We start from the raw sequence: 14585 nt of genomic DNA, 5'->3' as shown, positions 1-14585 counted from the left end.
CAACCAAAGGTAGGAGGGCCTTTGGGCGGGGCAAGATTATGAAATTGTTACGGCTGCGACGAAATTCCGAAAAATTGAATAGGCATTGTACCGAAAATCGTGGAGAAAGTTCAATAAGTAGGGGTGGGGTTGCGGCCTGCTCCGCGCAGACTGTTTTCTTTACAACCGCTACGACGCCTGCCTTCTACAGCGGAGCAGGCGCCGCCGACTGACCTTCGCGCTACTATCTTTGCCCCATGAGCAACCCAAATCCGAAACCTACTTTAGAAAATACCCAACTCAAGGACATTGTGGCCCACGCCAAGGAATACGGCTTCGTATTCCCCTCGTCCGAAATCTACGACGGCTTGCAGGCGGTGTACGACTACGGCCCCAACGGCGTCGAGCTGAAGAACAACCTCAAGCAACTCTGGTGGCGCGCCATGACGCAGCTCAACCCCAACGTGGTGGGCATCGACGCGGCGATTTTTATGCACCCGCTCACCTGGAAAGCGTCGGGCCACGTCGATGGCTTCTCCGATCCCATGATCGATAACCTCGACAGCAAGAAGCGCTACCGCGCCGACGTGCTGCTCGAAGACAAAGCCGCCGAGTACGAAAACGCCGGCGACAAGCCCCGCGCCGACGCCTTATTGGCTGAAATGGGTAAGCTATTGACAGATAACGACTTAGCTGGGGTTCGGCAACTCATTGTGGATGAGAAGATTAAATGCCCCGTATCGGGCACCGCCAACTGGACCGAAGTGCGCCAGTTCAACCTGATGTTTTCGACGCAGGTGGGCTCGGTGGAAGGCGATTCGACGTTGATTTACCTGCGGCCCGAAACGGCGCAGGGCATTTTCGTCAACTTCCTGAACGTGCAGAAATCGGCGCGCATGAAGGTGCCGTTTGGCATCGCTCAGATCGGCAAGGCCTTCCGCAACGAGATTGTGGCCCGGCAGTTCATCTTCCGAATGCGGGAGTTTGAGCAGATGGAGATGCAATTCTTCATTCGGCCTGGCACCGAGATGGAGTGGTACAACAAGTGGAAGGAAACGCGCCGCCGCTGGCACGAAGCCCTCGGCTTGCCCGCCGATAAGCTGCGCTTTCACGACCACGACAAGCTGGCCCACTACGCCAACGCGGCCGTGGACATCGAGTACGAATTCCCGTTTGGCTTCAAGGAAATCGAAGGCATTCACTCGCGCACCGACTTCGACCTGTCGCAGCACCAAGCCCTGAGCCGCAAAAAGCAGCAGTACTTCGACAACGACCTCGACGAGGCCACCGGCAAACCCTACGGCAACTACGTGCCCTACGTGGTGGAAACCTCCGTGGGCGCCGACCGGCTGTTCCTGGCAGCGTTGTGTCAGGCTTATACCGAAGAAACCATCACGGAAGGCGAAGGGGAGAAAGAGCAAACCAAAACCCGCACCTTCCTGAAGCTACATCCGGCGCTGGCGCCCATCAAAGCGGCTATTTTCCCGCTGGTGCGCAAGGATGGCTTGCCCGAAAAAGCAGAGGCCATCTTCAACGACCTGCGCCATGATTTCCGCCTCGTGTACGAAGACCGCGACGCCATCGGCAAGCGCTACACCCGCCAGGACCTGATCGGGACGCCCTTCTGCATCGCCGTCGATCACCAGACGCTGGAAGACGACACCGTCACGGTGCGGCACCGCGACTCGCGCGAGCAAACCCGCATGCCGATCTCGGAGCTGGGCCGCTACATCGGCGATGCCGTGAGCTTCAAGCGAATTTTAGAAAACCTATAAGTATTTGATTATAAAATACTTATGTGTACAAGAAAAAAAGCCCCGGAAGATGCTTCCGGGGCCTTTCTGTTTGGGTGGGTGAATAGAATTGGGTGGGGCGTAGTAAACGGTTAATTATCACTGAGCCAAGCGATGGCGTCGCGGCGGGAAGTAAAGTAGTTGAACTCGACCGGACCCAGCGGCACCAGCTGCGCGGAAGCCGGCGAGTAGCTGCCTACTTGCGACTGGTATTGCTGCACGGAAAGCACCGCCGCAATAAACGTGGGTTGGTCAAACTCGATAGGCAGCTTCCGGACGATGGGATCCAGCACGTTTTGCTCGTCGTCGGAGGGCAGCGAAGCACTATCCTTCAGGTCCAACACCAGCTTGCCCACCTTCTGGCTGCGCATTACTGCTACCGTCTGCTCGAAGGCCAGTTGGAAAGCCGCCGACACGTTCGTGGCGCTATAGCTCAGCCAAAGTGTTTCAGTGCCAGGAAGATAGGTGAGCACCGCTTCCGGCGTTTGATACAAAGTCATTAGTGAAAAAACGGAAAATCGATTCGTTGCTAAGTCCAAAAAACCGACAATGCAACTGCTTGGTATGGCTGCCTTTACGGGAATAGCGGCATAGGAAGTTGCCTATATTCCAGACATTATTTTGCTAGCTTAACAAACCGTTTCGTAAGTAGGTTTAATCCAACTCGATATACTTGCCGGCGCTTCACCGGCTAGCTGCGGCGCATTGCGTACCTTTGCTCCATTTTAGCGGTCTATGTGGAGTAAACTCGCTCTTTTCGTTATCAAGAACCGGCGCCTGCTCATCCTGCTGCTGGCTGTCATCACTGTGTTCATGGCCTGGAAAGCCAAGGACGTGGAGATGACCTACGACTTTGCCCAAGTGGTAAGTCCGGACGATCCGGAAATGGTTTATTTCCAGCAGTTTAAGAAGACCTTTGGCGAGGATGGCAACGTGCTCGTGCTGGGCCTTCAGGACAGCAGCATCTACCGCATCGGCAACTTTAGCGAGCTGCGTGCCCTTACCGATACGCTCTCGCGCGTCGAAGGCGTCAGTGGTGTGCTATCGGTAACGAAGCTCATTGCGCTTCGCAAAGACACTGCTAATCAGCAGTTTACCGTGAAGCCGATCTTCGAGAAGTTTCCCGAAAACCAGCGTCAGCTCGATAGTTTGATGCGGGTGGTCAACCAGGTGGAGTTTTACAAAGGCCAGCTTATCAGTCCCACCACCGGCGCCACGCTACTGGCCCTGACCATGGACCCGAAATACCTTAATTCGTCGCGGCGCCAGGCGGTGATGAATGACATTTTGGGCCACGCCGAGCGGTTCACAAAGAAAACCGGCATCCGACTGCACTACGCGGGCCTGCCGTACGTGCGCTCCACGATGACCAGCAAAGTGGCCGGCGAGATGAAATTCTTCGTGATGCTGACAGTGCTTGTGATGGCCGTCACGCTGTTCATGTTCTTCCGCACCTGGGCCGCGGTCGTCTTCCCGATACTGGTGGTGCTGGTTGTCGTGATCTGGTGCGTGGGCTCGATGGTGCTGCTGGGCTACAAAATCAACCTGCTTACGGGCCTGATTCCCAGTATCTTGATCGTAATCGGAATTCCGAACTGCACCTATCTGCTGTCGCGCTATCACTACGATTACCGCAAATCGGGCAATCAAGTGCTGGCCATGACGCGCGTGATTCGCAAAATCGGCCTCGTGACGCTCATGAACAACACCACCACGGCCATCGGGTTTGTGGTGTTTTGCTTCACCAACATTGCCATTCTCTACCAGTTCGGGTTGGTGGCCACGATCAACATTTTCGTGGCGTTCATCATCTCGTTTATCCTGATTCCGGCCGTATTCACGTACCTGCCGCCGCCTACCCCGAAGCAGCTAGAACACCTTGATGCTAAGCCACTTACTAAGCTGCTCGAATTTTTCGAGCATTTGGTACTCGATCGGCGTGGCACGGTGTACGCTTTGGCAGCGGTGATGGTAGCGATCTCCTTGCTGGGTATTTCGCGGGTACGATCGGTGTCGTACATGGTCGATGATTTGCCGAAGGAAAGCTCCGTGAACAGCGATCTGAAGTTCTTTGAGCAGCACTTCAACGGCGTGATGCCGCTGGAAATCGTGATTGACACGGGCAAGAAACGCGGCATTTTCAAGCTCAAAAACCTGGAGCGCATCGACCGTTTCGAGAAGTTTCTGCGCACCCAGCCCGTCCTGACCACGCCAGTCAGCATCGTTACATTCCTAAAAGCTTCAACCCAAGCATTTTATAACGACAGCCCCGAGTACTATCGCCTGCCCGATAATTCGGAGAAGAACTTTGTACTCAGCTACTTAACCAAGGCCCAGTCGAAGGGTAGCGGCAACGACAAGCTGCTGCGCTCCTTCGTCGACTCGACGGGCCAGCGGGCGCGTATCTCATTGAAAATCGCGGACATCGGCTCCCGCAACCTCGATACGTTGCTCTCCCGCCAGATTCAGCCCCAAATCCGGGAGATCTTCAACGGCACAGGCATGGACGTAAAGCTCACGGGCACCACGATCCTGTTTACCAAGGGCAACGAATATCTGATTAACTCCCTGAAAGAGAGCCTGATAATTGCCTTCGCCTTGGTGGGTTTGGTGGTGTTGTTGCTGTTTCGGTCGGTGAAGTCGGTGTTTTTCACGCTGATACCTAACCTGGTTACCCTCATTCTGACGGGCGGCCTGATGGGCTATTTCGGCATCCCGTTGAAGCCCAGCACGGCGCTTATTTTCAGCATTGCGCTCGGCATTGACGGTGACAACTCGATCCATTTGCTGGCCAAATTCCGGCAGGAACTGGCCGTAAACGGTCGCCGCGTGAAAGCTGCTATAACTACCACGCTGAGCGAGGCGGGAACTAGTATGATTTACACAAGCATTACCTTGTTTTTGGGCTTTAGCGTCTTCGCCTTCAGCGAGTTCGGCGGTACCAAAGCGCTGGGTTTGCTGATGTCGGCTTCGCTGCTGATTACCAACTTTTCCAACCTGATTCTGCTGCCTTCTTTGCTCGTTACGTTTGAACACGGCAAAGACGAAACCATCGACAAATCCATGCTTCAGCATTACGACGACTCGTACCACGAAGAAGACGACGACACCGAACTCAACCTCGACCGCATGACTGTGCAGCGCCGTTTGGAATCATAAGAAGCCCAATATCGTGTCATTCCGAGGCACGAGGAATCTCTACCGTGCGGAATACCCTCCGTGTAGAGATCCTTCGCTGTGCTCAGGATGACGTTCTGATTTTGATATAGTTACGCCCCGAACATGAAATATCCTGAGTACAAACAGCCGCTCAATTACGCCCAGGTAGGCACCGACATCCTGCAATGGTGGAAAGAAAACGGCATTTTTGAGAAGAGCGTCAGCACCCGCGAGGGCCAGCCGACCTATGTGTTTTACGAAGGTCCGCCTTCGGCCAACGGTGCGCCCGGCATCCACCACGTGATGGCCCGCACGGTGAAGGACATTTTCTGCCGTTACCAAACGCTACTGGGCAAGCAAGTTTCGCGCAAAGGCGGCTGGGATACCCACGGCCTGCCCATCGAGTTGCAGGTGGAAAAGGAGCTGGGCATCACCAAAGAGGACATCGGCAAGAAGATCTCGATCGAAGACTACAACCAACGCTGCCGCGAAACGGTGATGCGCTTCAAGGCGCAGTGGGACGACTTGACCGAGAAAATGGGCTATTGGGTTGACCTCAACGACCCGTACATCACCTTCGAGCCGGAATACATCGAAAGCTGCTGGGCACTACTTAAGAAGCTGTACGACAAGGGGTTGCTGTACAAAGGTTACACTATCCAACCGTATTCGCCAGCGGCCGGTACGGGCCTGTCGTCGCACGAGCTGAACCAGCCCGGCACCTACCGCGACGTGAAGGATACGACGGTGGTGGCGCAGTTTAAAGTGAAGCGAGATGCAGTTTCTGAGAAGCTGTTTGCGGGTGCGGAATCACTGCGCTTAATCGATGCACACTCCCCTGTTGCCGAGCACCAAAGTGGTGCAGAAAACGCACCAATTGAGACCTTCATTCTCGCTTGGACTACGACGCCTTGGACGTTGCCCGCAAACACTGCATTAGCTGTAGGTCGCGGTATTAAATACCTTCTGGTACAAACCTTCAATCAATACACTCATAAAGAGATACGGGTTGTATTGGCGAAGGAGCTTTTTAATAAATATTTCTCAAACGAATTAGATTCGAAAACCACCTTTGAAATAGGCACTAGACAGCTAGTTAGTAATGGTGCTGACAGAGGCAACACTAACAAGGGTAAACTCCAGAATTGGAAGATTATAAATGAATTTTCAGGCGCTGATCTCGTTGGTATCCGTTACGAGCGGCTGTTTGATTTTACGCCGTTTGAAGGTGAAGAACGAGCTTTTCGCGTCATCCCCGGCGACTTCGTAACCACCGAAGACGGCACCGGTATTGTGCACATCTCGCCCACGTTCGGTGCCGATGACTTTCGCGTGGCGCAGCAAAATGACATCCCAGCGCTGCTCGTGCCCGATGCAGAAGGCAAGCTCGGCCCCATCGTGGACCGGACGGGCCGTTATGTGCCGCAAATGGGCGAGTTTGGCGGCCGTTGGGTGAAGAACTACGACGGCCATGACGACTCCGGCGCCGACTATAAAACCCTGGACGAGAGCATTGCCATCAAGATGAAAGGCGACGGTACAGCCTTCAAAGTGGAGCGCTATGAACACACCTACCCGCACTGCTGGCGCACCGATAAGCCCGTGCTCTATTATCCTTTGGATTCGTGGTTTATCAAGACGACAGCGGTAAAAGATCGGCTCATCGAGCTTAATAAAACCATCAACTGGAAGCCCGAAAGCACTGGCACCGGCCGCTTCGGTAACTGGCTCGAAAACCTGGTCGACTGGAACCTGTCGCGCTCGCGCTACTGGGGTACGCCGCTGCCCATCTGGCGTACCCAAGATGGCTCGGAGGAAATCTGCATTGGCTCCATTGCGCAGCTGCGGGCGGAGATTGACAAGGCCGTAGCCGCCGAAATCATGACCCACAACCCGCTGGCGGAAGGCGAGAAAATCGACCTGCACCGGCCCTACGTGGACGATATTTTCCTGGTGTCGCCCAGCGGCCAACCCATGTACCGCGAGACGGATCTCATTGACGTGTGGTTTGATTCGGGCGCGATGCCGTATGCGCAGTGGCATTACCCGCTGGAAAACGCCGAGAAATTCCACAAAAATTTCCCCGCTGATTTCATCGCCGAAGGCGTCGATCAAACCCGCGGCTGGTTCTTTACGCTGCATGCCTTGGGCGTGATGCTGGAAGATTCGGTGGCCTTTAAGAATGTGATTGCCAACGGGTTAGTGCTGGACAAGAATGGCAACAAAATGAGCAAGCGCCTCGGCAACGCCGTAGACCCGTTTGCCACCATTGGCCAGTTCGGGCCCGACGCAACGCGCTGGTACATGATCGTGAACGCGCCACCGTGGGACAACCTCAAGTTCGACCCGGCCGGCGTGACAGAAGTGCAGCGCCGCTTCTTCGGTACGCTGTTCAATACGTACTCCTTCTATGCGCTTTACGCGAACTTGGATGAGTTTCAGACCAGCGAATTCGACCGCGTGCCGCTCTCGGAGTTGAGCGAGCTGGATCGTTGGATTCTGTCGAAACTACAGTCGCTGATCCTGGAAGTACGGGGTCATTTGGACAACTACGACCCCACGAAAGCGGCTCGCGCCATCCAGGATTTCGTTACCGATCAGCTCTCCAACTGGTACGTGCGCCTGTCGCGCCGCCGTTTCTGGAAAGGCGAGCTGACGACCGATAAGCGTGCGGCTTTCGAAACATTGCAAGAGTGCCTTGTGGTCGTTTCGCAGCTGATGGCGCCCATCGCGCCTTTCTTCGCCGAGTGGCTCTACCGCAACATGACGGACGGCATGCGTGCCGAAGCCGTGGCCAAAAACACGCCGCTGGCTCCCGAATCGGTGCACCTGACGATTTTGGTAGAGGCTGATACACAGCGCATTGACAAAGCCCTGGAAGAGCGCATGGAATTGGCCCAGCGCATCAGCTCACTTACGCACTCGCTTCGCAAGAAGTCGGTGCTGAAAGTGCGGCAGCCATTGCAGCGCATCTTAGTGCCGGTACTCACGGAAAACACCCGCGAGCAAGTAGGAAAGGTCGAAGACCTGATCTGCGCCGAGGTAAACGTGAAACACGTTGAATTCTTGGACGATACGAGCGGCGTGCTGGTGAAATCAGTGAAGCCCAACTTCAAGCGCCTCGGCCAGCAATACGGCGCGCGCCTGAAAACGGTAGCGGCTCGCATCCAGCAGATGACGCCCGACGAGATCAACCAACTCGAAAAAGCTGGTTCGCTGGCCGTAGAAGTTGAAGGTCAGCCGGTTACACTGGCTCTGGACGACGTGGAAATCCGCTCGGAAGACATTCCGGGTTGGCTCGTGGCTTCGGACGGTCCGCTCACAGTGGCCCTCGACGTGACGCTTACCGACGAGCTGCGTCAGGAAGGCGTGGCGCGGGAGCTGGTAAATCGCTTGCAGAACCTACGCAAAGACAGCGGCCTCGAAGTGCAGGACAAAATCCGGGTCACGCTCGGCGCCGATCAGCCGGAGCTGGTGGCCGCCGTGCAGTCGTTCGGCGACTATATCCGCACCGAAACCCAGGCCCTTGCCCTGACTCTTGCCGGCGACCTGAAAGACGGCGCCGTGCTGGAGTTTGACGACTACAGCGTGCCGGTTCGGCTGGAAGTTGTAACTAACTGATTGATAGTTGATTAAGAACAGCTCCGAAAAGCCGTAAGCACAACAGCGCACAAACCACTTTTCGGAGCGTTCATAACCGTTCAAAATCCCGCAAATCAGGCTCAAAAGGGCACAAAACGCCCGCCAAAGCTTGTACCATTAGCACAAGAATGAAGTACTGGAAATATTATCTGCTGGCGTTGCTGGTCATTGTCATCGATCAGGTGTCCAAGTGGGCTGTGCACACCTACATGCTGCCCGGCATGCCCGGCGAAATTCCGGTTTTCGGCAACTGGTTCAAGCTGCATTACACGCTCAATCCGGGCATGGCTTTCGGCGTGGAACTACCGCCGCCGTACGGCAAAATCCTGCTGACGGGCTTCCGTTTGCTGGCGATGTTCGGGATCAGCTACTACATCTTCAAGCTGTGGCAACGCAAAGCCTCTAACGGCCTGATTTGGTGTGTTGCACTCATTTTGGGCGGCGCCATCGGCAATCTAATTGACAGCATTTTCTACGGGATCATCTACAACAATGCCCCGTTTGGAGCGCCTACGCCGTGGTTTCACGGCCAAGTGATCGACATGCTGTATGCCGATATCTACGAGGGCTTTTTGCCAGCCAATTGGCCCCTGATCGGCGGGACGCACCTGTCGCTCTGGCCCATTTTCAACATCGCCGACTCGGCCATTTTCGTCGGCGTGGTGCTGATTCTGCTCAACCAGAACCGGTTTTTTAACCACGAGCACGCCAACGATGCCCACCTGACTGAGCACAACAATGAGGCGCCTTCCATCGAATCGGTTCAACAAGCATAATTGATTGATTATAAGATAGTTACAGAAAATAAGCGGTGCGTCTTTGCTAGTCCTAACTTGCGGCAGTGGAGGCGCACCGCTGCTTTTTGTCTGTGTCAGAAAGCCGAAATACGTTGCTTGAAAACTTCACCTATTACCACAGAACGTCATGCAGAGCGTAAGCGAAGCATCTCTACTGTTTCGTTGTTTCTACTAGAGTAAGTACTGCGGGAGAGATGCTTCGCTTACGCTCTGCATGACCGCCTTTTACAATCTTATTGTTCGCGAACAACGTTTCAAGCTGCCAACTTACTCTGGAACATTTGCGGTAAATTTAGATCTTGAATTCTCCTCTGTTTTGCTGAAAATGCCCCAAACCCCGCTGCTGGAAGTCTCCAACTTGACCATCGATTTTAAGTCGCACCGCGGCGATGTGCGGGCGGTGAATGAAGTATCGTTTCAGTTGCACCGCGGCGAAACGGTAGCAATCGTAGGCGAATCGGGATCGGGCAAATCGGTGACTTCGCTGGCCTTGATGGGCTTGATTCCGATGCCGCCCGGCCAGATAGCAGGAGGGAAGACCACTTTTCAGTCGTCGCAGTTTGGGGAGGTTGATTTGCTTACGCTCCCCGACGAGCAGCTACGCCAAGTGCGCGGCAACGAAATCTCAATGATCTTTCAGGAGCCCATGACTTCCCTAAACCCGGTGTATACGTGCGGGAGTCAGGTAGTGGAAGCGTTGCGGCTACACACTCGGCTTTCTGAAAAAGAGGCCGAAGCGCGTACAATAGAGTTGTTTGCCATGGCCCAGCTGCCGCGCCCCGAAAAAATTCTGCGCGCCTATCCGCACGAGATCAGCGGCGGCCAAAAGCAACGTGTCATGATTGCGATGGCGATGGCCTGTAACCCTGCCATCCTGATTGCCGACGAGCCCACCACGGCCCTCGACGTAACGGTGCAGGCACGCATGCTCCAACTCATCGACGACCTGCGGCGCGAGCACAACACGGCCGTGCTTTTCATCACCCACGACCTAGGCGTGGTGGCCGAAATCGCCGACCGCATTTTGGTGATGTACCGTGGCCGAGTTGTGGAACAAGGTGGGGTATTAGACCTCTTTACCAACCCTCAGCACCCTTACACCAAGGGTTTGCTGGCTTGTCGGCCTAAGTTGTCGGTGGGTAAAACGCGGCTGCCCGTAGTAGCTGACTTCATGCGAGAAGAGGCTGATGGACAATTAATTGCACTTTCAGATCATGGCCAGTTAAGTGTTTCTGGAGGCGTTCCTGAGATTGCTGCCCAACAGTTACGGAATTCAGGTGAAACCACCAAAACGTTCCCCGTGGAACATTCTGCGCCGGTTTCAACGGATACTTTCACCGGTTTCGAAACGGCTCCGTTCCTGGAAAGTGGTCAGATTATTCCCGATGCAGGAGTCGTTTCGGACGTGGCGGCCGGGGCAGAAACCGGCGCTTTCATTGCTAGTGATGAACCTTCGCCATCGCTAGAAGCTCGTACCGCAGAACCAGCAACCCCGAAGTTAGCCGCGCAGCCGTTGCTTCAGGTTCGCGACCTGAACGTGCATTTTCCCATTCGCAAAGGCTTCTTCAACCGCACCAAGGAAGTAGTGCGCGCCGTGGATGGTGTAAGCTTCGATATTTATCCCGGCGAAACCATTGGGCTCGTGGGGGAGTCGGGCTGCGGCAAAACTACCTTGGGCCGTACGCTGCTGCGCTTGGTAGAGCCCACGTCGGGCAGCATCTTGTTTGAAGGCACCGACTTGGCCACGTTGCCTACCGGGGAGCTACGGCGGCGGCGGCGGGAGTTCCAAATGGTCTTTCAGGATCCGTACGCGGCTCTCAACCCCATAATGACCGTAGGCGAAGCCATTCAGGAGCCCATGCAGGTGCACAAAGTGGGCGGCACGCGCCAACAACAGAAGGAGCGGGTGTTAGAGCTGCTGCGTACCGTTGGGTTGCGTGAGGAGCATTATTTGCGCTACCCACACGAGTTTTCGGGCGGGCAGCGGCAGCGCATCTGCATTGCCCGAGCACTGGCTTTGCGGCCCAAGTGCATCGTGTGCGACGAGTCGGTGTCGGCGCTCGACGTATCGGTGCAGGCGCAAGTGCTCAACCTGCTCAACCAGTTGAAACGCGACTTTGGCATTACCTACCTGTTCATTACCCACGACCTGTCGGTGGCGCGCTTTATGTCGGATCGGTTGCTGGTCATGAACCAAGGCAAGATTGTGGAAAGCGGACCGGCTGCCGAAGTGTATGCCCATCCGCAGCACGACTACACGCGCACCCTGCTGAATGCCATTCCGAAGGATGAGCCAGCGGATATCCGCGCTGCCGTAGCCCGCCGTCAGGTAACGGCCGAATAGAACGTTCTGCCGCTCGCGCTTGTTGACTGATTTGCTACCACAGCCGGCAAGACTCTGCCAATGATAAATTGGTGCCATAGACCTTGCAGTAACCGTTTGATAACGCGCTTTGCTGCCGGTAAATCAGTTATTAGTTTAATAATTGCGTAGAAGCTATATTCATTCGCTGCTCAGCTAGAGTAGCCGTCTGCCCTTGCGCGACCAAACTGCTGTCTGAAGCAGTTTTGCTGTTCTTACGTATTACCGAAAGCACCTATCAGAAGCTGCTTTCACCTATCAATTCCTTGGGCCGCCTGAGAAAACGCAATAACTGGCGGCACCCTTTTTCTAATGAAAAGAAAAGACGAATCAGCGGCTCCCCGCGCTTCCGCGAAAGCCGCTCGCGCCCCCAAAGACGCACCCCTCGCGGTATCCAAACAACTGGTCTACCGAATTTTTGCTGACAATCCTGGGAAAGTCATCTCTTACCGGCAGATCTCCCGCCGCCTTGGCGTTACGACCAAAGAGGAGCGGGAACAGATTTTTGCGCACCTCAAAGCGTTGCGCTCGGCAGGGCAGCTTACCCTAATCCAAAACGACGACTATCGCTTAACCGACCCCGCTGCGCAGCAAGCCGCTACGGAGCCCGCTAGCAGCCGCCGAAACCGCCGCAGCGCCGAGCCGATCGTGCCGGTAGCAAACAGCCAACCGCTGGATGTAGAAACCGAGTTTGGCCAGGATCCGGTGGTGCACCGCCGCCGCGAAGCCGGCTTCGACTTTCCGGATACCGAGCGCCCCGAACGGCGCCGGCGTCCCGAGCGAGAAGAAACCACCGATACGATTACCGGCACCGTAGCCTTGGCCACCGACAAGTATGCATTTGTCATCAGCGAGGAAAGCGAGTCCGACGTGCGGGTTTTCACCGATCGCTTAAAGTTTGCCATGCACGGCGATACGGTTCGGGTACGGTTGCGGGGCTCCCGCGACGGCCGTCCGGTGGGCGACGTGGTGGAAGTGCTTAAGCGGGTGCGTCCCGAGGTAGTGGGGCGCTTGCAGGTGCAAGGCGGCATCGGGTTTGTGAAGCCCGATAATCGCAAGATGTACTTCGACGTGTTTGTGCCTTTCGAAAACCTGCACGATGCCCGCAACGGCGAAAAAGTGCTGGTGCGCATCACGGAGTTTCCGGAGAATGACTTTGGCCGCTCGCCGATGGGTGAGGTGGTACGGAGCTTCGGACCGGCGGGGCAAAATGAAGCCGAGATCAACGCGATCATGGCGGAGTTTGGGCTGCCCTTTGAGTTCCCTATCGAGGTAGAGGCCGAATCGGAAGCAATTCCCGACATAATTCCGGTGGCCGAAATCGCGCGGCGCCGCGACTTTCGCGACATCACCACCTTCACCATCGACCCGGCCGATGCCAAGGATTTTGACGATGCCTTGTCATTGCGCAAACTCGAAAACGGCCATTGGGAAGTGGGTGTGCACATCGCTGATGTAACGCATTATGTGAAAGCCACTTCTGAATTGGAGCGCGAAGCTAAGCACCGGGCTACTTCGGTTTACCTCGTCGACCGGGTTATTCCAATGCTACCCGAGCGTTTGTCGAACGGGTTGTGCTCGCTGCGCCCTGAGGAAGATAAGCTGACCTTCTCGGCTGTGTTTGAACTCGATTCAACCGGCAAGCTCTACGATTCGTGGTTTGGCAAAACCATCATTCACTCCGACCGTCGCTTCTCCTACGAAGAGGCGCAGGAGCGTATTGAAAGTAAGGAAGGCGACTACGCGGAGGAAATTAACGTCCTCAACGACATGGCCAAGAAGATCTGTGCGGCACGCTTCAAACAAGGCGCCATCAGCTTCGAAACGCAGGAAGTGAAGTTCCGTCTCGACGAAAACGGCAAGCCGCAGGGCGTGTACGTGAAGGAGCGGAAGGACGCGCACAAAATGATCGAGGAGTTTATGCTGCTCGCCAACCGCAAGGTGGCCGAGTTTGTGTTTAAGCTCAAGAACCGTAAGCCGCGGATGACGATGGTGTACCGTACGCACGATGCTCCCGATCCAGACCGTTTGCAAAACTTTGCGCTCTTCGCGAAGAAGTTTGGGCACGATCTCGACCTGACGAACCCTAAGAAGCTCAGCAACGAGCTAAACGATCTGTCGAACGAAGTGATGGGCCGCCCCGAGCAAAACGTCATCCAGACGCTAGCCGTCCGTACCATGTCGAAAGCCAAATACACTACCGAGCCACTGGGCCACTTTGGCCTGGCCTTCGATCACTATTCGCACTTCACGTCGCCCATCCGTCGCTACCCCGACATGATGGCTCACCGCCTGCTTCAGCATTACCTGGAAGGCGGCAAAAACGTGGAGGTAGAACCCGTAGAGGAAGAGTGCAAACACTCGTCGGAGCGCGAGAAAATTGCGGCCAGCGCCGAGCGCGCCAGCATCAAATACAAGCAGGTGGAATTCATGTCGGAAGTCATCGGCGAGCAGTTCAAAGGCGTCGTATCGGGCCTTACCGAATGGGGGATGTACGTCGAGATTGAAGAGAACAAGTGCGAAGGCATGATTCGACTCAGTGAGATTCCCGGCGACTTTTTTGAGCTCGACAAAGACAACTACCGCGTCGTGGGCCAGCGGACCAAGCGCATCATTCAGTTCGGCGACGAGATGCTGGTGACCGTGAAAGCTGCCAACCTGCTCGACCGAACCATTGATTTCGAACTGGTCGATAATCGGCCGGACTTTGTGAAGCGCCGCGAACAGGACGAGCGGAGTAGCCGGGGCGGCAGTCGCCGTAGCGGCGGCAGCAACCGCCCTGAGCGAGAGCGCAGCGGAAAAGGCGGTAGCCGCCGACGGTAGCCCGCAGCTCTTTCACTGCAAGAGGTAACA

General features: G+C 55.5%; 7 protein-coding genes. 6 read left to right on the top strand and 1 reads right to left on the bottom strand.

Features of this window, described 5'->3' with window-relative positions; all coding sequences use genetic code 11:
• Positions 1-236 precede the first annotated feature (236 nt).
• Complete coding sequence (locus tag FHG12_RS08160) at positions 237-1754, top strand: glycine--tRNA ligase (RefSeq protein ID WP_139515260.1); 1518 nt, start codon at positions 237-239, stop codon at positions 1752-1754.
• 110 nt (positions 1755-1864) lie between these two features.
• On the opposite strand, the gene FHG12_RS08155 is transcribed toward FHG12_RS08160, so the two are convergent.
• Positions 1865-2272, bottom strand: coding sequence for a hypothetical protein (locus FHG12_RS08155; RefSeq protein WP_139515259.1), 408 nt, complete (start codon positions 2270-2272; stop codon positions 1865-1867).
• A gap of 235 nt (positions 2273-2507) precedes the next feature.
• On the opposite strand from FHG12_RS08155, the gene FHG12_RS08150 reads away from it, so the two are divergent.
• The 5 genes from FHG12_RS08150 (at position 2508) to rnr (ending at position 14555) form a co-directional block, all read left to right on the top strand.
• Complete coding sequence (locus FHG12_RS08150) at positions 2508-4931, top strand: efflux RND transporter permease subunit (RefSeq protein ID WP_139515258.1); 2424 nt, start codon at positions 2508-2510, stop codon at positions 4929-4931.
• A 123-nt stretch (positions 4932-5054) separates the two neighbouring features.
• Positions 5055-8552, top strand: coding sequence for an isoleucine--tRNA ligase (ileS, locus tag FHG12_RS08145; RefSeq protein ID WP_139515257.1), 3498 nt, complete (start codon positions 5055-5057; stop codon positions 8550-8552).
• A gap of 149 nt (positions 8553-8701) precedes the next feature.
• Entirely contained in the window at positions 8702-9349 is a 648-nt protein-coding gene (locus FHG12_RS08140; protein ID WP_139515256.1) for a lipoprotein signal peptidase, read from the top strand.
• A gap of 346 nt (positions 9350-9695) precedes the next feature.
• Complete coding sequence (locus tag FHG12_RS08135; protein WP_139515255.1) at positions 9696-11714, top strand: ABC transporter ATP-binding protein; 2019 nt, start codon at positions 9696-9698, stop codon at positions 11712-11714.
• Between the two features lie 330 nt (positions 11715-12044).
• A complete protein-coding gene (gene rnr, locus FHG12_RS08130; RefSeq protein WP_139515254.1) occupies positions 12045-14555 on the top strand; it encodes a ribonuclease R in 2511 nt (836 codons plus the stop codon).
• Positions 14556-14585 lie beyond the last annotated feature (30 nt).

It is taken from the genome of Hymenobacter jejuensis (assembly GCF_006337165.1).
GTDB lineage: Bacteria > Bacteroidota > Bacteroidia > Cytophagales > Hymenobacteraceae > Hymenobacter > Hymenobacter jejuensis.
Note: the sequence above shows the minus strand (reverse complement) of the source record. Positions and strands in the feature narration are given on the sequence as shown.

Coding starts and splice junctions, on each gene's coding strand:
- FHG12_RS08160 (WP_139515260.1), top strand. CDS start 237: ATGAGCAACCCAAATCCGAAACCTACTTTAGAAAATACCCAACTCAAG.
- FHG12_RS08155 (WP_139515259.1), bottom strand. CDS start 2,272: ATGACTTTGTATCAAACGCCGGAAGCGGTGCTCACCTATCTTCCTGGC.
- FHG12_RS08150 (WP_139515258.1), top strand. CDS start 2,508: ATGTGGAGTAAACTCGCTCTTTTCGTTATCAAGAACCGGCGCCTGCTC.
- ileS (WP_139515257.1), top strand. CDS start 5,055: ATGAAATATCCTGAGTACAAACAGCCGCTCAATTACGCCCAGGTAGGC.
- FHG12_RS08140 (WP_139515256.1), top strand. CDS start 8,702: ATGAAGTACTGGAAATATTATCTGCTGGCGTTGCTGGTCATTGTCATC.
- FHG12_RS08135 (WP_139515255.1), top strand. CDS start 9,696: ATGCCCCAAACCCCGCTGCTGGAAGTCTCCAACTTGACCATCGATTTT.
- rnr (WP_139515254.1), top strand. CDS start 12,045: ATGAAAAGAAAAGACGAATCAGCGGCTCCCCGCGCTTCCGCGAAAGCC.